The sequence below is a fragment of the Maricaulis sp. W15 genome (assembly GCF_001924955.1).
GTDB classification, from domain to species: domain Bacteria; phylum Pseudomonadota; class Alphaproteobacteria; order Caulobacterales; family Maricaulaceae; genus Maricaulis; species Maricaulis maris.
Map to the genome: position 1 here is coordinate 201,446 of NZ_LQXG01000017.1, position 19,651 is coordinate 221,096.

General features: G+C 62.9%; 21 protein-coding genes. 11 read left to right on the top strand and 10 right to left on the bottom strand.

What is annotated here, in order from left to right; genetic code table 11:
* Nucleotides 1–158 precede the first annotated feature (158 nt).
* From AWH62_RS10655 to pseC, 5 genes are all read left to right on the top strand, one after another.
* Nucleotides 159–1,001, top strand: coding sequence for a flagellin (locus tag AWH62_RS10655; RefSeq protein ID WP_304441959.1), 843 nt, complete (start codon nt 159–161; stop codon nt 999–1,001).
* Nucleotides 1,002–1,353: 352 nt separating this feature from the next.
* Nucleotides 1,354–2,178: a flagellin gene (locus AWH62_RS10660; RefSeq protein ID WP_075190467.1), complete on the top strand. Its 825-nt coding sequence runs from the start codon at nt 1,354–1,356 to the stop codon at nt 2,176–2,178.
* A 135-nt stretch (nt 2,179–2,313) separates the two neighbouring features.
* On the top strand, nt 2,314–2,643 hold the full coding sequence (locus AWH62_RS10665; protein WP_158025615.1) for a flagellar protein FlaG: 330 nt from the start codon (nt 2,314–2,316) through the stop codon (nt 2,641–2,643).
* 222 nt (nt 2,644–2,865) lie between these two features.
* Nucleotides 2,866–3,699 (top strand): flagellin, encoded by an 834-nt coding sequence (locus tag AWH62_RS10670; protein WP_075190469.1) that lies wholly within the window; start codon nt 2,866–2,868, stop codon nt 3,697–3,699.
* Between the two features lie 138 nt (nt 3,700–3,837).
* The gene (gene pseC / locus AWH62_RS10675; RefSeq protein WP_075190470.1) at nt 3,838–5,004 is read left to right on the top strand and encodes a UDP-4-amino-4,6-dideoxy-N-acetyl-beta-L-altrosamine transaminase; all 1,167 of its coding nucleotides are present in this window, start codon (nt 3,838–3,840) and stop codon (nt 5,002–5,004) included.
* On the opposite strand, the gene pseB is transcribed toward pseC, so the two are convergent.
* Complete coding sequence (gene pseB / locus AWH62_RS10680) at nt 5,001–6,074, bottom strand: UDP-N-acetylglucosamine 4,6-dehydratase (inverting) (RefSeq protein ID WP_075190471.1); 1,074 nt, start codon at nt 6,072–6,074, stop codon at nt 5,001–5,003. The genes pseC and pseB overlap by 4 nt on opposite strands.
* A 248-nt stretch (nt 6,075–6,322) precedes the next feature.
* Between pseB and AWH62_RS10685 the strand changes: the two genes are divergently transcribed.
* A complete protein-coding gene (locus AWH62_RS10685) occupies nt 6,323–9,055 on the top strand; it encodes a hypothetical protein (RefSeq protein ID WP_233128304.1) in 2,733 nt (910 codons plus the stop codon).
* On the opposite strand, the gene AWH62_RS10690 is transcribed toward AWH62_RS10685, so the two are convergent.
* From AWH62_RS10690 to AWH62_RS10705, 4 genes are all read right to left on the bottom strand, one after another.
* Nucleotides 9,052–9,726 carry a bifunctional 2-polyprenyl-6-hydroxyphenol methylase/3-demethylubiquinol 3-O-methyltransferase UbiG gene (locus AWH62_RS10690; protein ID WP_075190472.1) on the bottom strand — a complete coding sequence of 225 codons (675 nt, stop codon included), beginning with the start codon at nt 9,724–9,726 and terminating at the stop codon, nt 9,052–9,054. The two genes, AWH62_RS10685 and AWH62_RS10690, sit on opposite strands and share 4 nt — an antisense overlap.
* 69 nt (nt 9,727–9,795) lie before the next feature.
* Nucleotides 9,796–10,245: a flagellar basal-body protein FlbY gene (locus tag AWH62_RS10695; RefSeq protein ID WP_075190473.1), complete on the bottom strand. Its 450-nt coding sequence runs from the start codon at nt 10,243–10,245 to the stop codon at nt 9,796–9,798.
* A gap of 2 nt (nt 10,246–10,247) precedes the next feature.
* Complete coding sequence (locus tag AWH62_RS10700) at nt 10,248–10,574, bottom strand: rod-binding protein (RefSeq protein ID WP_075190474.1); 327 nt, start codon at nt 10,572–10,574, stop codon at nt 10,248–10,250.
* Nucleotide 10,575: 1 nt separating this feature from the next.
* Nucleotides 10,576–11,691: a flagellar basal body P-ring protein FlgI gene (locus tag AWH62_RS10705; RefSeq protein ID WP_143743015.1), complete on the bottom strand. Its 1,116-nt coding sequence runs from the start codon at nt 11,689–11,691 to the stop codon at nt 10,576–10,578.
* A gap of 216 nt (nt 11,692–11,907) precedes the next feature.
* Here AWH62_RS10705 and AWH62_RS10710 point away from each other — a divergent pair, with 216 nt between their 5' ends.
* Complete coding sequence (locus AWH62_RS10710) at nt 11,908–12,351, top strand: flagellar assembly protein FliX (RefSeq protein WP_233128305.1); 444 nt, start codon at nt 11,908–11,910, stop codon at nt 12,349–12,351.
* A gap of 161 nt (nt 12,352–12,512) precedes the next feature.
* Nucleotides 12,513–12,941 (top strand): RNA polymerase-binding protein DksA, encoded by a 429-nt coding sequence (gene dksA, locus AWH62_RS10715; RefSeq protein ID WP_075190475.1) that lies wholly within the window; start codon nt 12,513–12,515, stop codon nt 12,939–12,941.
* Nucleotides 12,942–12,950: 9 nt separating this feature from the next.
* Here the strand turns inward: dksA and AWH62_RS10720 are convergent, their stop codons facing one another.
* The 5 genes from AWH62_RS10720 to AWH62_RS10740 all read right to left on the bottom strand — a co-directional run bounded on the left by AWH62_RS10720 (nt 12,951) and on the right by AWH62_RS10740 (nt 17,276).
* Nucleotides 12,951–13,877: a sulfite exporter TauE/SafE family protein gene (locus tag AWH62_RS10720; protein WP_158025616.1), complete on the bottom strand. Its 927-nt coding sequence runs from the start codon at nt 13,875–13,877 to the stop codon at nt 12,951–12,953.
* 118 nt (nt 13,878–13,995) lie between these two features.
* Nucleotides 13,996–14,751 carry a flagellar basal body L-ring protein FlgH gene (gene flgH / locus AWH62_RS10725; RefSeq protein ID WP_075190477.1) on the bottom strand — a complete coding sequence of 252 codons (756 nt, stop codon included), beginning with the start codon at nt 14,749–14,751 and terminating at the stop codon, nt 13,996–13,998.
* Nucleotides 14,752–14,767: 16 nt separating this feature from the next.
* Complete coding sequence (flgA, locus tag AWH62_RS10730) at nt 14,768–15,712, bottom strand: flagellar basal body P-ring formation chaperone FlgA (protein ID WP_075190478.1); 945 nt, start codon at nt 15,710–15,712, stop codon at nt 14,768–14,770.
* 12 nt (nt 15,713–15,724) lie between these two features.
* Nucleotides 15,725–16,510, bottom strand: a complete 786-nt coding sequence (flgG, locus tag AWH62_RS10735; protein WP_075190479.1) for a flagellar basal-body rod protein FlgG — start codon at nt 16,508–16,510, stop codon at nt 15,725–15,727.
* 16 nt (nt 16,511–16,526) lie between these two features.
* Complete coding sequence (locus AWH62_RS10740; RefSeq protein ID WP_075190480.1) at nt 16,527–17,276, bottom strand: flagellar hook-basal body complex protein; 750 nt, start codon at nt 17,274–17,276, stop codon at nt 16,527–16,529.
* A gap of 262 nt (nt 17,277–17,538) precedes the next feature.
* Between AWH62_RS10740 and AWH62_RS10745 the strand changes: the two genes are divergently transcribed.
* Genes AWH62_RS10745 through AWH62_RS10755 form a run of 3 tightly spaced genes read left to right on the top strand, consistent with a single transcriptional unit; the run spans nt 17,539 to nt 19,651 of the window.
* A complete protein-coding gene (locus AWH62_RS10745; protein ID WP_075190481.1) occupies nt 17,539–18,102 on the top strand; it encodes a flagellar basal body-associated FliL family protein in 564 nt (187 codons plus the stop codon).
* Nucleotides 18,103–18,131: 29 nt separating this feature from the next.
* A complete protein-coding gene (gene fliM, locus AWH62_RS10750; protein WP_075190482.1) occupies nt 18,132–19,262 on the top strand; it encodes a flagellar motor switch protein FliM in 1,131 nt (376 codons plus the stop codon).
* Nucleotides 19,259–19,651, top strand: a complete 393-nt coding sequence (locus tag AWH62_RS10755; RefSeq protein WP_075190483.1) for a DUF6468 domain-containing protein — start codon at nt 19,259–19,261, stop codon at nt 19,649–19,651. The genes fliM and AWH62_RS10755 overlap by 4 nt, the downstream gene beginning before the upstream one ends.

Below are 19,651 nucleotides of genomic sequence, written 5' to 3' on the forward strand. Positions count from 1 at the left end.
GGCAGGAACAGGCACCTTCTCCGGAAGGTGCCTTTTTTAATATCCTAAAACATTCAAATCATTGACTAAATTGCGCGTCCAATGCGGCATGCCGTTTGCGATACCTGATGCGAGCAAAACGCTCGCGGCTGAAAAACTCGGCCTGAAACGCATCCAGAATGGAGAGCAAAACAATGTCACTTTCAGTAAACACCAACGCTGGGGCGATGATCGCCCTGCAGAACCTGAACAAGACGAACATGGAAATGAACGAGGTTCAGACCCGCATCAACACCGGACTGGAAGTGGCCAGTGCGAAGGACAATGGTGGCGTTTACGCCATTGCCCAGCGCATGCGCTCACAGGTCGTCGGCTATGGCGCGGTCTCTCAAAGTCTGGACCTTGCGACTTCCGTCACCGACGTAGCCCTGGCTGCCGGTGAGGCGATTTCCGATATTCTCGTCGAAATGAAGGAAAAGGCGCTCGCGGCATCTGATGCATCGCTTGATGCAGCCTCCCGTACGGCTCTGAACGAAGACTTCAAGGCCTTGCGTGACCAGATCACCACGATCACTTCAAACGCCGAATTCAATGGCACCAACCTGATCAACGGGACGGTGACCTCGGTTTCGGCTTTGGCCAACTCGGACGGTACCAACACGATCCTCATCTCCGACCAGAACTTTACCCTGGCCGGTGGTGTCGTGACGGTGGCGGCCGCGGCTTCCTTTGCGACGGCTGGTGAAGCATCTACGCTTGTCGCCACGATCGAAACGTCTCTCGACAACCTCAACTCGTCCCTGGCCAAGTTGGGTACGGCTTCGAAGTCACTCGAGGTGCACAACACCTTCGTGTCGAAGTTGACCGATACGCTGGAGCAGGGGATCGGCAATTTGGTCGACGCCGACCTGGCCAAGGAAAGCGCACGGCTCCAGTCGCTGCAAGTCAAGCAGCAGCTGGGTGTCCAGGCGCTCTCCATTGCCAACCAGGCGCCGCAGACCATCCTGTCGTTCTTCGGCTAAGTTCGTCCGGCCGGGATCGCCTTCATGGCGGTCCCGGTCATTTTTTTCAGGTTCGCCAGCGCTGGCGAACAGTCATGTCCAAAATCGCCCATTAACCTGATATTAATCATAAATTCTTGCCGACCGGCAATAATTTCCTAGCGAAATCCGCCCTGTGCCCGGCAATATTTGCCGACCAAATGGTTACCTGGGAAAGTTTGACTCGGCAAAAACATCCCGGCGAATCACGCGACTCGGAATTAACCCTTGCGGTCAACAACCAATTGGCACCGTGCTTGCTCTTCCTTGGTGAGGGTCAGAAGACCCGGCGGGCAGAACGTCCGTAGATCACCAGAATGGAAAGGGCCAAGAAATGGCTACTATCAACACCAATGCCGGCGCCATGGTTGCGCTGCAGAACCTCAATCAGACCAACCGCGACATGGAGCAAGTCCAGAGCCGCATCAACACCGGTCTGGCTGTGGCTTCCGCCAAGGATAATGGCGGCGTTTACGCGATTGCCCAGAAGATGCGTTCTGACGTCAACGGCTATGCCGCTGTCGGTAATTCGCTCGACCTGGCTGCTTCGACCACCGATGTGGCCCTGGCCGCCGGTGAGGCAATCGGCGACATCCTGGTCGAGATGAAGGAAAAGGCCCTGGCCGCTTCTGACTCTTCGCTCGACACGGCGTCACGCACTGCCCTGAACGAAGACTTCAAGGCCCTGCGCGATCAGATCACGACCATTGTCAGCAATGCTGAATTCAACGGCACAAACCTGATCAATGGCTCGGTGACCTCGATCTCCGCCCTGGCCAATGCTGACGGCACCAACACCATCACCATCTCCGACCAGAACTTCTCGCTGGCTGGTGGTACCGTGACGGTTGCTGCTGCGGCTTCCTTCGCTTCGGCAGGTGACGCTTCTACGCTCGTCACCACCATCGAAACCTCGCTCGACAACCTGAACGCATCGCTGGCCAAGCTCGGCACCGCGTCCAAGTCGCTCGAGATCCACAAGGGTTTCGTCGGCAAGCTGTCTGACACCCTGGAAAAGGGTATCGGCAACCTGGTCGATGCGGATCTGGCCAAAGAGAGCGCGCGTCTTCAGTCCCTGCAGGTCAAGCAGCAGCTTGGCGTTCAGGCCCTGTCGATCGCCAACTCGGCTCCGAGCACGATCCTGGGTTACTTCCGTTAATCACGGATTGGGTAGCGGAGCCTGGCTCCGCTACCCGCCTCCGCGGTTGACGCGAAGATCAAGTGAGGCGCCGACGCCTCCGCGTCAGCGATTAGGACAATGGCAGAAACGGGGTTCAATCCGAGATCTGTTCCAGTGGCACCCATCACCGAGAACAGGGACATCTCCTCCGACCGCCCACGCGAAGCCGTGCGGCGGGTCGAGCCTGTTGACCAGGCTGACCGCAGCGCATCCATCGTCGATCACCCGCAGGACCGGACGGCCGATATCGAACGCATGGCGGCCGAGACGCTGAGCAATTCGCGCCTGAAAATCCTTCAGGACAATGCCTCCGGCGATTATATCTATCTCCTGGTCGACCAGGATACGGGCGAGACGGTCCGTCGCTGGCCGCCCGAAAAACACGCAGACCTGATGGAATACCTGCGCACACGCACCGCAGGCCTGCTCGACCAGCGCGCCTGAAGCGCCTGGAATGCCCGGCCCCCGACCCGGCAAATTTTGACCCCCCGGGCACATGTGTCCCGGCAATCGGTGGTCATGCAATCCAGCCCCATCGCCACAATTCACTATCAAGCATTTGATTTAATGTTGATATTCAGGTCGTGCCAAAACGGCACGCCACTTGCGCATATCCCCTCGAACAGCCGCTGAAGGGCGGTGATTGAGAACGCGGGAGAATGTCGCATGACTATGAGCGTCCACACCAACACCGGAGCGATGATCGCTCTGCAGAACCTGAACAAGACCAATGACGACATGTTGGGTGTTCAGAACCGCATCAATACCGGCCTGAAGATTGCCGGTGCCAAGGACAATGCCGCGATCTACGCCGTTGCCCAGGGCATGCGCGCTGACATCCGGGCCCTCGAAGCCGTGCAAAGCGGGCTCGACCGGGCGTCGACCATTGGTGATGTCGCCCTGGCCGCCGGCGAGTCGATCTCCGACCTGCTGGTCCAGATGCGCGAAAAGGCGACCGCTGCGATGGACCCGTCGCTCGATACATTCTCGCGCCAGGCTTATGACGCCGATTTCAAGGCCCTGCTCGACCAGATCAGCGGCATTCTCCAGAACGCTGAATTCGACGGTGCCAATATCCTCGACGGCTCGATCACAAACGGAATCGAGTTCCTCGCCGATGCTGACGCCGCCCGCTCGGTCACGCTGAAATCCCAGGACATGAGCATTGGCGGCACGATCCTGACGATCGCTGCGACTGCCAGCCTCGGCTCGGTGACGCTCGCCACCAACGCCGTCACCGCGATCAAGACCTCGCTGGAAAACGTCAACCAGGCGCTCGCCAATCTCGGCTCCGATACCAAGAAGCTGGAGGCCCACTCCAACTTCGTCGGCAAGCTGATGGACTCACTGACCCGCGGTGTCGGCGATCTCGTCGATGCCGATCTCGCGGTCGAAAGCGCGAAATTGCAGGCCTTGCAGGTCAAGCAGCAACTGGGTGTCCAGGCGCTGTCGATCGCCAACGGCCAGCCGCAGATCATCCTCAACCTGTTCGGCGGTTAAACCGCTCACCCACCTCCACCACCACGGCGCGGCCCCGGATTTCCGGGGCCGTTTCCGTTTGCGCGACTCAATCCATCATTTCCGGCATGATTGCGGTGAGCGTCCGGCCGGCCGGCGCCGCCCCGTGGAGTGTCCCGCATGGTCCAACATTTCCTGCCCTATGGGCGCCAGTCGATCGACGAGAGCGATATCGAGGCCGTCGTCGAGGTGCTGCGTGGTGACTGGCTCACCACCGGCCCGACCATTGATGCGCTCGAAGCGGCCTTCTGCGACGCGGTGGGCGCCGCTCACGCGGTCGCCTGCTCCAACGGCACGACCGCGCTTCATCTCGCGCTGGCGGCCGAACGTGTCGGGCCGGGCGATGTCTGCATCGTGCCGGCCGTGACCTTCATGGCGACCGCCAATGCCGCCATCTATTGCGGCGCTGAGGTGGTGTTTGCCGATGTTGATCCTGATACCGGGCTGATGACGCCGGACACACTCGCCGATGCGCTCCGCCGCGCTGGCGGCAAGGCGCGCGCTGTGTTGCCGGTCCACCTGGCCGGCCAGTGCGAGGCGCTTGATGTGATGGCCGAACACGCCGAAGCGGCCGACGCTGTCCTCATCGAGGATGCCTGCCACGCCGTTGGCTCGCGCTGGCAGGGCCAGCCGGTCGGTAATTGCACGCATTCGCGCGCCGCGACTTTCTCCTTCCACCCGGTCAAGACGATTGCCGCGGGCGAGGGCGGCATGGTGACGACACATGATGCCGCACTGGCGCGGCGGATGCGGGTATTGCGCAGTCACGGCATCGAGCGCGACCCGTCGCGTCATGAACGCCGGGCCGGTGAGCCTTGGTGGCATGAGATGCAGATGCTGGGCTGGAATTACCGGCTCAGCGATATCCAGGCAGCCCTGGCCCTGTCACAGCTGAAACGGCTCGGCGACTTCACCGCACGGCGCGGCGCGCTGGCCCAGGCCTATGATGCGGCCCTGGCCGGGACCAAGCTGCCAGTGTCGCCACTGGCCCGTACGGCTGACTGCGAGCCTTGCCTGCACCTTTATCCGGTGCGGATCGCGTTCGAGGCGGCGGGTGTTTCGCGAGCTGATGTGATGGCGGCGCTGGCCGCGCGCGGTGTCGGGAGCCAGGTCCATTATATCCCGGTGCCGGACCAACCCTGGTACAAGGCCCGCCATGGTGAGCAGGAACTGCCGGGCGCGCGTCATTATTACGAACACACCCTGTCACTGCCGCTCTATGTCGGGATGACGGATGAGGATCCGGGTTTTGTGGTCGAGATGCTGGCAGAGGTGCTGGGAGGTTAGGCCGCTGCCGCCATGCCGATCAGCGCGCGCAGGGCGGCACCGGTCAGCTGCTCCGGATTGGTGTTTGAGGCATAGGCGAAGCCATCCGGCACGAGATGTCCGCCGGACGCCATGTAGCGCGCCGTCACCTTGGCGCCGTGTGCCGGCAGGATGGCAAACCGGTCATCCAGCTCGATCGTCGTGCGGGCATCATCTTCCGGGATCATGATCTCGTGCAGCTTTTCGCCGGGCCGGATGCCGATCACCTTGTGCGGCAGATGCGGCGCCATGGTGCGGGCCAGGTCGGCGGTGCTCATGGAGGGGATTTTCGGCACGAAGATCTCGCCGCCGCGCGCCATGGACAGGCTGGACAGCACGAAATTGACGCCCTGTTCGAGCGTGATCCAGAACCGCGTCATGCGCGGGTCGGTGATCGGCAGCTCCTTGGCGCCACTGTCAATCAGGCGACGGAAATAGGGAATGACCGAACCGCGCGATCCGACGACATTGCCATAGCGCACGACCGAGAAAACCGGTCCGCCTTCACCGCCCATGTGCTGGGCCGCCGTGAATATTTTATCCGCTGCCAGTTTCGAGGCGCCGTAGAGATTGATCGGGTTGGCGGCCTTGTCGGTCGACAGGGCGCAGACATGTTTGACGCCGCGCTTGATGGCGGCGCGCACCACATTCTCGGCACCCATGACATTGGTCTTGATGCATTCGAACGGATTGTATTCGGCGATCGGGACGTGCTTCAGCGCGGCGGCGTGAATGACGATATCGACATCGCGCATGGCCTGGTCGAGACGCGATTCATCGCGCACATCACCGATGAAATAGCGCAGGAAGGGATAATCGCTGGGCGAAAAATCCTGAGCCATTTCATACTGTTTCAGCTCGTCTCGCGAAAAGATGATCAGCTTCTTCGGCTTGTACTCGGCGCAGATCGTCTCGGTCAGCTTGCGGCCGAACGAACCCGTCCCGCCGGTGACGAGAATGGTTTTGCCGTCGAGCGGCATGCGCGGATCGAGGAAGGAGCGTTGGTTCATCATTTCCTCGAAAGACGCTTCGGGCGCTGTCTTGTTCGACATGCTGGGCCTCGCGATTCGTATCCAGTGACCGACGCTGCGCCGCCAAGGTTAACGGTCAGTTAGGCCCGTTACGACGCGGCCCAGACTAGCAGGTTTTTCGCGGGCTGAGCAGTGGGCCTGGAAAGGCTGATTGGATCGACTTGTCGGCAATCGGTTTACCTTGTCTCGCAACACTTTCTTTGTGTTTTGCGTCCAATCTCGGCAATCAGGAAAAAAGGATTCTCGCCGTGAGCGTGATCGGGTTGGACATGAGCGTTCTGACGGGGTGGTACAACTCCCGTATCAACGCCTCGCTTGCCTCGTCGACGGCCTTGTCGTCGGCGGGTGCATCCAGCCGTAACCAGGCCCCGACGGCCCCGGCACCGTGGGAGGTCGGGTCGCCGAACCTGATGACGCTGGAGGAGATGAGCCGCAAGGTTCTCGCCAATGGCGTCTTCTTCAACGACCCCGACCGCGAATTCTCCGGTCTCGATGCGCCCGACGACCACAAGCAACTGTTCTCCCTGCATCAGGGCCTCAAGCGCTTGGCGTCGCTGGCCGAAGAGGCCAAGGAAAAGACCACCACCGACAGCCGCCGCGACTTCCTCAACAAGAGCTTCCAGTCCGGCCTCGCCCAGTTCGACAGCTTCTTTGACGAAATGGACCTGGAAGGGCTGACCCTTCTGAAGGGTGAGGAGTTGACCAAGGTCGAAAGCCAGGTCGCGATCGCGCGTGGCACGTCGCAATACAAGACCGACACCATCCACAGCGGCGATTTCGATGCCGAGGTCGCCAGCCTGACCGGTGACGTGCAGTTCTCCATCTCGGTGAAGAAGAGCGGCGTCACCCAGACGATCAATATCGATCTGGCCGACATGGGCGCGACGACGCGCAATCTCGACAACATCTCCGACCACATCAACACCCAGCTCGAAGCCGCCGGTGTCATCACGCGCTTCGAACGCACCAAGATCGGTCAGGAGAATGATGTCGGTGTCGTGCCGGGCAATAATTACGGGTTTCTGATTGCAGGCGTCTCGACCGAGACAGTCTCCTTCTCGGCCTCGGCCGCCGAGCCGGCGCTCTACATGGCCGGTGTCTCCGGCATCAATGACACCGCTGGCGGGCAGGTGGTCAAGCTGACAGACCTCGCCAGCGGCGATCCGCAGACCGGCTATACGACCCGCTTCAGCGCCGATCCCAATGAGACCGAAGTTGCCGTCGTCGGCGGTGAGGAAGGCGAGACCCGGATCAAGCAGGAAGACAATCCGCTCGAGATCCACGCCACAGTCGCCTCGAACGATGGCGGCATATTTGTTGTCGGTCACACCACGGCCTCGACGGATGGTCAGACGCTCAAGGGCGAGCAGGACCTGGTGCTGGCCAAATATGATTCCACCGGCAATCGCGTCTGGAGCCGTGTGCTCGGCGCGGCCGAAAGTGCCCAGGGCCTGTCGATCGCGACAGACAGCAGCGGCAATGTCGTTGTCGCCGGCAAGGTCGAGGGCGGCCTCGGTGACAGTACCCAGATCGGCGGCAGTGACAGTATTGTCGTGAAATATTCGGCCAGCGGCGTCGAGCAATGGAACCAGCGCTTCGGCGGCACCAAGGACGACCAGGCCGGCACTGTCGCGATCGGCGATGACGGCACCGTCTATGTCGCCGGCAAGTCGGCCAGCGCTTTTGGCGATGATGCCCACGAAGGCGGCGGCACGGACGGTTATATCCGCGCCATTGATGCCAGTGGCACGACCCTTTGGACCCGACGCGTCGGGTCGACCGGCGAGGAAAACGTCTCGGCGATTGCCATCGCGGAAGACGGCAATCTGGTGGTCGCGAGTGAGGAGGATGGCCGCGCCGTCCTGCGCAAGTTTGACGTCTCCGACGACACCTCGGCAGCGATCTGGGAACAGGATTTCGGCGATCTCGCTGACGGCCGTATCGGTGGTCTCGCGATTGACGCCAGCGGGATTTACGTGACCGGCGCGGCCGGCAGCAGTTTCGCGCCGACGGCACCAGTCTCGGCCCATGCCGGCGGCGTGCGCGACGCTTTCGTGATGAAGCTGACCGATGGCGGCACGCCGACCACTGACTTCCTGACCTTTGTCGGATCCGACAAGGATGACGCGGCGGCCGGTATCCAGGTCCACAACGGCAAAATCTATATCGCCGGCAAGACGCTCGGCGGCATCAATGGCGACACGCTCAATGGCGAGCGCGACGCCTTTGCCGCCCAGCTCGACGGCACCACGGGTGCGCTGGACTGGTCGACCCAGATTTCCGGACGCGGCGGCCTGGCCGATGCCAAGGGTATTGCGCTCTCGACCACCGATGACAGCGTGCTCGACGCGCTTGGCCTGCCGACCGGGACGCTGACCTATTCAGACAGCCGCGTGGTCACCGACCGCAGCTCGGCCCGCGAGGACGACTTCTTCTATATTTCGGTGGATGGGGGTCGCCGCAAGAAAATCACCATCGACGCCGATGACACGATGCGGTCGCTGACCTTCAAGATCAACGCCACGCTGGTCCTCAAGGGCACCGCCGATGTGCGCCGCTCGACCGAGGGCGACATGCTGCGCATCAAGGCGGCTGAAGGCTCTACGATCGAGTTGTTTGCCGGTAGCGAAGGGCGTGATTTGCTCGAGTCACTCGGGATCGAGCCGGGGGCCATCGTCAACACGGGCTCACTGCTCGACAAGGACAGCAAGACGACGGACGCACCGCCGCTTTTCGCGCTCGACCTGCCGAGCAGCATGTCGCTGAAAGAAATGGACTCGGCTGAAAAGGCGATGGAAGCGATCCAGGACGCCCTGTCCAAGATCCAGCGCGCCTATCGCGACCTGACCATGGACCCGGCGCTCAAGGATTTGCTGAATGGCCCGCAGGCGGGCAAGACGGGCGGCACGGTTCCGGCCTATTACAATTCCCAGCTGGCAAATTATCAGGCCGGGCTCGACCGACTGAACTCCGGCTCCAGCTCCGGTGGCCTCTACTTCTAGGTGGTCTTCACAAATTGCAGGACGAGAAGGCGCGGCGGTGTTCCGGCGCTGATTGCGGTGCCGTCTTCGACCGGTTCTTCGAGCTTGCGAAGTGACAGGCCGGCTGCCAGCGCGGCGGCAAGGTAATCCGACACTCCGTGATAATAGGCCTCGACCATTGCCTCGCTGCCATCGGCCCGGTCGAAGCGCGCCTGGCTGCCGCGCAGCTGCCGGAAAGGGTGAAGCTCAGACAGGTACAGCCGTCCGCCCGGACGCAGGGTCCGCGCAGCCTGCGCCATTACAGGCCCAAGCTCGCGGACATGCTCCAGAACCAGATTGCCAACCACGACATCCGCCGTGCCGGGTTCGACCGGCCATTCCCGGGTGATGTCATGCTCGATAAAGCGGACATGCGCACCCAGTCCACGCTCGCGGGCCTTTGCCAACATGTCCGGTGACAGGTCCATCGCGATCACACCGGCGGCGTGCCGAGCCAGATGCGCCGTGTTCTTTCCGGTGCCGGCCCCGAACTCGATCACGATCGCGCCGGCCAGCGGCAGGTCGGCGGCGATCAGGCAGGCGGCGTCGAGATCGCGGGTCGTGTTGTCATTGCTGTCATAGACAGCCGCCCAGTCGCGATAGGCGGTTCGGGCGGGGATGTCGTCGGCGGTGCGGGGTGTCGAGATGGACATGAGGCGGCTCCCTTGTGGCTGGAATGCCAGCCGGAAGCCGCCTCGTAAATACGCGTTTGTCGTTGTGCGTCAGGCTGTGCGGTTGACCGCGATCGCAAAATTGCCGCCGCGACCGGCTTGCTGGGCCGCGCCGGGTCCATAGCCGCCCGCTGTCGAGCGCTGGCGCGCGGCTTCGTCGGCGATGGCCTTGACCACGCCTTCGGTCACCGTCTTCAGGGCGCCGACAATGCGGCCATTCTCGGCTAGCGATTCATGGAAGCTCTGGGTCGCCTGGCGCAGCGCCGCCTTGAGCGGGGCCGGGGCGCCGGCAAAGCGGGTCGGTTCCTTGCGGGCCCGCGCGACCTCGGCGCGGTAGATATTGGCCAGTTGCGATTTCTCGTCCTGCAGGCCGAGTGCATCCTGGGGACGGCGGTCCTTGAACAGGCGCGTCTCCTCATTGATCAGATCAGTCAGGCGCGTGGTCAGCTTGAGCAGGCCCTCGGCCCGTTCGGCAGGACTGGCGGCAGCAAGTTCGGTCATCGCTAAATCTCCCCGGTTTCCTGGTAGCGCAGGATTTCTGATGTCAGGCGGTCGGCGAGGCCAAGCCCGCCGGACTGCGCCATCACCTTGGCGTATTCTTCATGCAACAGGCCGGTGAAGGCGCGCTCGCCCGAACCGCCGCCGAACGGATTTTCCTCGCCGACCTGCGAGAACATCTGTTCGATCATCTGCGACAGGAAGAAGCTCTCGAAATCCTCGGCAATGGCGCGGGCTTCGGTCTCGTTGCGGGCACCGCCGATATTCGGCGCGCCCTGGGCGCGGCCGGTGCCGGTGGCGTTGGCGAGCTGGAGTTCGAGGAAATTGTCCATCCTAGAGGACCTCGATCTCGGCCTGCAGGGCGCCGGCGGCCTTGATCGCCTGCAGGATGGTGATCATGTCGCGCGGGCTGACGCCCATCGCGTTGAGACCATCAACCAGCTGGCTCAGCGAGACACTCTCGTCCAGCACGCCCAGGCGGGTATTGTCCTCGGTGACCGAGACATCGGTGCGCGGCAGCACCACCGTCTCGCCCTGCGAGAAGGGGGCGGGCTGGCTGGCGACCGGGTTTTCGGTGACGGTGATGGTCAGATTGCCTTGGGCGATAGCGACGGTGGAGACGCGGACATTTTCGCCCATCACGATGGTGCCGGTGTTCTCGTCGATGATGACGCGGGCCGGGATGTCGGCCTCGACACGCAGCTGCTCGACTTCGGCCAACAGGTCGATCATGTCGCCGTCGAAATGGCCGGGACGCGACAGGGTGACCGTGCTCGGATTGGTGGCGCGGGCGGCGCCCGGTCCGACATAGGCATTGATCGCGTCGGCCATGCGGCGGGCGGTGGTGAAGTCGGGATTGCGCAGGGACAGGCGCAGGCTGGCGCGATTGGCCAGCTCGGCCCAGGGGTCGACGCCCGAGCCTTCGAACGGGTTCTCGACCAGGGCCCCGTTTGCGATCCGACCCGAGGTCGGCACGCCGCGAGTGATGCTGGCGCCGTCGCCTGCCGCTTCAAAACCGCCGACCGCGAGCGAGCCTTGGGCGACGGCCCAGGCGCGGCTCTGGCTGTCGAACAGCGGCGTGGCAACAAGGACGCCGCCCTGCAGGCTGGAGGCGTCACCGATGGCCGAGACCGTAACGTCGATGCGGCTGCCCTGCGAAGAAAAGGCCGGCAATGAGGCGGTCACCATGACGGCCGCGACATTGCGCGTGTTCAGGTTGGCATCGCGGGTATTGACGTTGAAATGTTCCAGCATCGCGTTGAGCGACTGGTTGGTGAAGGCGGAGTTGCGCAGGCTGTCGCCCGACCCGTCCAGACCGACCACCAGACCGTAGCCGACCAGATGGTTGTCGCGGACATCCTCGACATCGACCATGTCCTTGATACGCGAAGAGGCCAGCGCGGGGGCGGCCAGGGACAGGGTGGCGAGAAGGGCGATGATCAGGCGCATTTTGCGGTCTCCGGAACGTGTTCGCGGATGACCTTGCCAGTGGCGTGCCAGTTTCCCGGATTTGGTTAATAAAATAAAACGCTGAAAAACAATGGCTTGGCGAGTAGGGTGGCTCTCGCAGGGGCGGAAAATCCCGCCACCTGCAATCCCGGACCGGCAGTTTTTGCCGATCCGGGGTGCCGGGTTAAGCTTCTGTTAAGCGCCCCGGTCGCATCCATGACACGTCATCACGAGGAAATGATTCCCGCCATGAAAGTCTCCGGACCCAGCTCAACCAGCTCCGTCTCAGCCGGCAAGCGCAAGACCACGTCGCGCGCCTCCGGGGAAGGATTCTCGCTGGACACGCCGGCCAAGACTGCGGGTTCGATGACGGCCAGTTCGGTCTCGTCCGTACAGTCGGTCGATGCCATTCTGGCGCTGCAGGGCGTGGAGGATTTCACGCAGGCCCGCAAGCAGGCCACCAACCGCGCCTTTGACATGCTGGACATGCTCGACGAGCTCAAAATCGCCCTGCTGGAAGGCGGTCTTCCGCGGGCCAAGCTGATCGCCCTGATGGACCTTTTGCAGACGCGCCGCGACGCCACCAATGATGCGCGGCTTGAAGCGGCGCTCGATGAGGTCGAGACCCGTGCTGCGGTTGAGCTGGCCAAGTTCAGCTAAACTCGCCACTTCGACACAAATCATTCAAGCTTTTTCGCTATTTGCTGCGTCTAAATGGTGTGGCAACAGCGTCTCCACATTGACTTGGGCGGCTCGGTGCATATTCTCCGGCCCGCTTTCTGGGGGAGAGCGCTGTACCGCGTGGAGTTGAGTGGAAAGCGATGAGCCAAGCTGAACCGATCGAATTACCCAAGGATTATTTCCCGTCGGAAGACGAGCCGTTCATGAATGACCGGCAGAAAGAATACTTCCGCCGGAAACTCATGGCTTGGAAGGACGACATCCTCCGGGAGAGCCGCTCGACGATCACCAATCTCCAGGAAGACATGGGCGCCCTGCCGGACCTGGCGGATCGGGCCTCGACGGAGACCGACCGGTCGCTGGAGCTGCGGGCCCGTGATCGTCAACGCAAGCTGATCTCCAAGATCGACAAGGCCCTGCGCCGCATCGAAGAAGACGAGTACGGCTATTGCGACGAGACCGGCGAGCCGATCTCGCTGGCCCGTCTCGATGCCCGCCCGGTCGCCACGCTCAGCCTGGAAGCCCAGGAGCGCCACGAGCGCAAGGAACGCGTCCACCGCGACGAATAGTGCGGGCCGTCAGAGCACCAGCAGTGCTGCGCCGGATCCGGTGATCCAGAGCGCGGTCATCAGCTTCAGGCGCAGCCCGCCGAGGGCATGGGCCAAGCGACGGGCAAAGAAACCGCCAGCCGCCACGGCGGGCGCGGCAAACACCAGCACACCCCAGTCCAGATGCCCCGCCTCGAAGTGGTAATGACTGCCGACCCACACTGAAACCGCCGAGACGATCACCGCCGTCGAGACACAAATGTCGACCGGGAAGCGGCGCAGGAAGAGGGTCAGCGCCAGCAATTCCCCGATCCCGACCGAAAACAGGGCGGTTGCTGCCCCGCCGGCCAGTCCGATCAGCAAAATGAGGACATGGTCCAGCGGCTCCAGCCGTTCGCGCTCGGCATGCGGGCTGCGCAGGACGATGAGCTGGATGATCAGCGCACAGCCCAAGCCAATCGAGAAAAGCTTGAACAGCAGGAAGGCAAGCTCGCCATTCATGCCGGCCAGATACTGGGTCGCCACCAGAGCCGGCAGGCCGGTGGCGAGCGCCATCACCACGACTCGCCCGACCACGGGCCGGTGCGCGATCTCGTCGGGGCGCACGCCCGGACGATAATAGCGGTTGAGCCAGGTCAGCGCGCCGACGCCCATCCCGAAACACTGGATCGAGAAACTCGTCCCGACGGTTTGCAGCGGTCCCAGGTCGAGCAGGCCGCTCTCGCGCAGGACCGAGAAGACCGGCACGAAGACGACGCCGCCCCCGACTCCGGTCGCGCTGGCGACCAGCGCTCCGGCGAGTCCGACGATGCTGATCGGCCACAGGCCTGCAATCTGCGGCCAGCCGGGGGCGGACAGGATCAGCACAGCCCCATAGGCCAGCGCCAGCAGGGCCAGGCAGGCGAGGGTGAAGCGGCGGACCGGGCTGGTCCGAAGCGAAGGCGCGAAACTGGTCATGGCGTTGAGATTAGCCGTCGCCGTCGGCCCGGCAAGCGCCCGCATACACAAAAAAGAGGGCCGTCACGCGCGTGGCGTAACGGCCCAGTTGATCCCGATGGTGGCGGGGTTTCGTGTCCTAGAACGGCATCAGGATGTCGTAGAGTTCCTGGCCGTAGCGCGGGCGCTGGGCATCGGAGAGATGTCCGCGGCCGCCGTAGGAAATGCGGGCTTCGGCGATTTGCGTGTGGGCGATCGTATTGTCCGATCCGATGTCCATCGGACGCGCAATGCCGGTGATGAGAAGTTCGCGCACCTCGTTGTTGACGCGGACTTCCTGACGCCCGGCGATCACCAGATTGCCGTTCGGCAGGACCTGGGTGACGAGGGCGGCAACCGTCAGCGAGATGCTTTCAGTGCGGTTGACCGAGCCGGAGCCGGCCAGTGACGAGGTCGAGCCGAGGCTGGTCAGCGAGGTCGGGTCGATATTGTCGTTGAAGAAGCCGGTCAGGTCGGCCCCGAGGAAATTCGTCAGATCGCTGTCTTCGGCTGAACTGCGCGAGCGGTTCGTCGTGTTGTTCAGCTGGGCGCTGTCGGAAATATCGATATTGACGGTGACGATATCGCCGACCTGGTCGGCCCGCGGATCACCGAAGAAGGTCGGCGAATTGGCGTTCCACAGCGAGTTGTTGGCGGTCGCGTTCTGGGCATAGCGCTGCTGCGGCATGCGCGGCATCGGCATGGGAAGTTGCGACGGTCCGGTCCCGGCCAGCTCGGCCGGGTTCTGGATCGGGGTCATGGGCGGGGCCTGGCCGATATAGGACAGGCGGTCGGAGGTCGCGCAGGCCTGCAGGGCAGCGGCGGCGATGACGAGGGCGGCGAGTTTGCGGATCATGACGGGATCTCCTCGATCAGAAGCTGGTGGCCGGTGAGGCGCCGACGCGGGCGCGGCCCGGACCATCGACAAGGGCCTCGATCGTACGGTTCGATTGCAGGTTGACGAAGCGGGCGACTTCGCCGTCGGCGGCATTTTCCATCGCCCGTGCGCGCACGGTCAGCTGGATGCCGGGGACTTCAAACATCAAGGTGACCAGGTCACCGCGTTCGACCATCAGCGGACGCTGCAGGTCGTAGCCGCGCACCGGCTCGTTCGGACGCAGGGCGCGACGGGTCTCCAGCCCGACCAGTTCGGACGGGTCGAGAATGGCGTCGGGCCGGATGCGGTCGGCACGATGGCTGATCCAGGTGATGTCACCGGCGGTGATTTCCTGGCCGGCGGCGATCGGACGGGCCAGAACCGGCAGTTCGATCGTGGCATAGGCGCGCCCGGTGACGCGGACGGTCTGGGCGCCGTGATAGGGCGCGATCTCGGCCGCCAGCATGCCGGAGCGACTGTCGAAGGAGAGATCGTGGATTTCCGGCCCGCCGGCGCTGTCGAGGGGGGCGTGCAGGGACATCGCCGTGTTCGACAGCTGGACGTCGTGGACGCGACCTTCCGAGGCGAAGAGTTCGCCTTCCAGCATGTCGGCCAGGGTTTGGGCCGTGACGACGCGGCTGGCGCGTTCGATCGACAGGCGGCGCAGGCCGGCGGCATTGGCCCAGTCGAGATCATTCTCGAGTGCGATGCGGCGGACATAATTGACGTCCAGCGCGGTGCGGCTGCCCGGGGCCGGGGCGCGGGCGACGACGATGTCGGCCTGCGGTCCGGTGATCTCGAACAGATCGCCCAGGGTGATGTGGGCGCTGTCGACGCGGATGGTTTCGCGCAACACGACCGGCTCGGATGCCAGGGCCGCCGAGGTCGCCAACGGTGCCGTGGTGAGGCAGGCGAGGGCGATGAGGCTTGTGCGGATCATCTATCTCTCCCGTTAGCGAAGGTTGGAGGAAGCGGCCATCATCTCGTCAGACGCGGTGATGACGCGGGCATTCATTTCATAGGCGCGCTGGGCCTGGATCAGGGCGGTGATCTCGGACACCGAATTGACGTTCGAGGTCTCGACAAAACCCTGGCGGATCGTGCCGAAGCCCGGCGAACCCGGCGTGCCGGTATTGGCGGCGCCGGAGGCGGCGGTTTCCAGGAAGATGTTGTCACCGCGGGCTTCAAGGCCGGCCTGGTTGAAGAAGGTTGCCAGTTCGAGCTGGCCGAGCGTCTGCGGGTCGGTCTGGCCGTCGATCAGGGCCTGGACCTGGCCCTGGGCATTGATCGCGATTTCGCGCGAACCCTGCGGGATGGCGATGCCCGGCGCGACGGTGTAGCCGTCCGTGGTCACCAGCTCACCTTCGGGGCTGATCGAGAAGTTGCCGGCGCGGGTATAACCGTCCGAACCGTCCGGCATCTGGACCCGGAAATAGCCATGGCCGGAAATCGCCAGGTCGAACGGGTTGCCGGTGTTGGACAGGGCGCCCTGTTCGGTGATGCGGTAGATCGAGGCGGTCTGGACACCCAGGCCGACCTGGACACCGGTCGGCACGATGGTGCCGGCGTCGGATGAGTCCATGCCCATCTGCTGGACATTCTGGTAGAGCAAATCCTGGAACTCGGCCCGCTGGCGCTTGAACCCGGTGGTGTTCATGTTGGCCAGGTTGTTCGAGATCACTTCGACATTGAGCTGTTGAGCCTGCATGCCGGTGGCGGCGGTGGTGAGAGCACGCATATTCGTTCTCCTCCGATCAGATCCGGCCAAGGCGCTCGATGGCGCGCTTGTTCAGGTCTTCTGCTTGTTCAAGGAATTTCGAGACCGACTGATAGCTGCGCATGACAGCCATCATGTCGGTAAGTTCGAGGATCGACTGGACGTTCGACTGTTCGACAAAGCCCTGGTTGATGCTCGGCTCGAGCATCGCCAGCGGGGCGTCGGCGGGGTCGTCGCTTTCCGGAATCGTGTAGCGGCCATTGCCCTGCTTGGACATTTCCGCACGATTGGCGATCTCGAACACGCCGATCCGGCCGATCTGCTGGCCGTTCTGCATGATCATGCCGCCATCAATGACCTGGATGTCACCGGCAGAAGCGTCGATCAGGATCGGGCCGCGCGTGTCGGCGTCGAGCACCGGCGCGCCATCGGAGGCGACCAGCTGGCCGGCGCCATCGAGGCGGAAGCGACCGTCACGGGTATATTGTTCATTGCCGTTGGCTTCGACGGCAAAAAAGCCTTCGCCCTCGATCGCGAGATCGAATTCACGACCGGTGAAGGCGAGCTCACCCTGGCGGAAATCACGGGCCATGCCCCACGTATTCACGAACTGGATGTCCGACGGTCCGTCGGCATGTTCGGCGGTGGGCGCAGCGCGGTTTTCCAGCAGCAGGGATTCAACCTTGAAGCCGGCGGTGTTGGCGTTGGCGATATTGTTGGCCACGACGTCCATTGACCGGCGAAGGGTCATCTGGCGCGACAGGCCTATCATCATTGCGTTGTCCATCGGGTGGTTCCTTTCTGGAGCCGGGGGTCCGCCGTCGTCATTGCGCGGCAGTTGCCCGACAAGCTGCACGCGGCGTGCCAAGGTTAATTTTGATGGAAAACAAGAGGTTGACGGGGAGGGGTCAAATCGACCGGCAAGCCTTTCCGGCAAAGACCGTCACAGCGGTGGGAAGAAGTTGCCGGGTCGCGCCCGATCACTACGAAACGTTAACCGCGCTCACCGTTAATGGGGTCAGACGATTCCCCCGAATGGGAGCCACGCAATGGCTGACGAGAACGACGACATCGAAGAAGAGACCGAAGGCGAGGAGAAGCCGAAGAAGAACCCATTGAAATTGGTTCTTTTTATCGGTTTGCCGGTCCTCATCCTGCTGCTCGCGGGCGTGGGCGGTTTCATGATGTTCGCCGGTGGTGGCGATGATGAAGAACAGCATGCGGACGCTGGTCACGGCGAGGCCGGAGACGGTCATGGGGCCGCTGACGCCCACGCCACCGAAGAAGTATATTATTATGACCTGCGCGAGGGTGACGGCACCGAAGAGACCATCACCACCAATATCCGGTCTTCGACCGGTCGCCCGGTCATCGTTCAGTTGAAGATCACCTTCGAGTCCAGCCGCGACGATCTCGGCCCGGTTCTCGAAGAGCATGTCGATCCGATCATGGATCAATTCATCATGTTCCTGCGCGAGCTGCGTGAAGACGATCTCTACGGATCGGCCGGCATGCATCGTGTGAAGCTGGAATTGCTGCGCCGGGTCAACCTGGCGATCGAGCCGGCCCAGATCGATGCGGTCTGGATCCAGGAATTCATGATTGTCGACTAGGCCCGAGACGACCAACGGAAAGCACACGCATGTCTGACGATATGGACCAAGATGCACTGGCGGCCGAATGGGAGGCCATGGCCGAGGACGGAGACGACCTCGACCTGGCGTCCGAATGGGAGGCCATGGTCGGTGCCGAGGATGACGAGCAGGACCTGCCGACGGTCGGCGGTGGCGCCGAGCGCATCCTCAACCAGGATGAGATCGACAGCCTGCTGGGCTTCTCGCTTTCTGATGACGACGCTGCGGACAAGTCCGGTATCCGCGCCATCATCAATTCCGCCCTGGTCTCCTATGAACGCCTGCCCATGCTGGAGATCGTCTTCGACCGCCTGGTGCGACTGATGACGACCTCGCTGCGCAATTTCACCTCGGACAATGTCGAGGTCTCGCTCGACAATATCTCGTCGATCCGCTTCGGCGATTACCTGAATTCGATCCCGCTGCCGGCCATCCTCGCTGTCTTTCGTGCCCAGCAGCTCGACAATTACGGCCTGCTGACGGTCGATTCCAACCTGATCTACTCCATCGTCGACGTTCTGCTCGGCGGTCGCCGCGGCACGTCCGCGATGCGGATCGAGGGGCGCCCCTACACGACGATCGAGCGCATGCTGGTGCAGCGCATGATCGAGGTCGTCCTTGGCGATGCGAAGCAGGCCTTCCAGCCGCTCACCGATGTCGATTTCGACCTCGAGCGCGTCGAGACAAACCCGCGCTTTGCGGCCATCGCCCGTCCGGCCAATGCGGCCATCTTGGTCAAGCTGCGGATCGACATGGAAGACCGCGGCGGTCGAATCGAGCTCTTGCTGCCCTATGCGACTCTGGAGCCAATCCGGAAAATGCTGCTCCAGCAGTTCATGGGGGAAAAGTTCGGACGTGATAATATCTGGGAAGGCCACCTGGCGACCGAACTCTGGTCGACCAAGATGGAGGTCCAGGCCGTGCTCGACGAACAGCGCGTCTCCCTGGGCACGGTGGCCAATTTGAAAGTCGGTGACACGCTCTATCTCGACGCATCGCCGACCAGTGATGTTGAGCTGCGTTGCGGCCAGGTTCCCCTGACACGCGGCCGCATGGGCCGTATCGGACATAATGTTGCCCTGCGACTGAGCGGACCGCTCTCGCCGGGTGCGAAAAAAGCAATGATGAGGTTTGCATGACGCTCGCTGCCCTGATTTTCGAAGGTCTCGTCGCTGCCCTGCTGGTGGTGGCTGTGGTCATGTGCTGGCGTGTGGATCGCCGCCTGAACGCCTTGAAGAAGGGCCAGGACGGGGTGCGCGAATCCGTGATCGCCCTCAATGAGGCAACCGATCGGGCCCGGGCCAGCCTCGGTGCGCTCGAGCGCGCCACGGCCCAGTCCGCCGAAGTGCTCGAAAAGCGCGTCGGCGAGGCGCGGACCCTGGCCGACGAGCTGCGTCTGGTGACCGGCAATGCCGATCGTAAGGCCGACAGCCTGGCCCAGCGCCGCACGCCGCGTCGCCGCGCTGCCGATATTTTCCCCGATGGTGCCGGTTCGCGCGTCATCAATGATCTCAAGGATGTGAGGTAG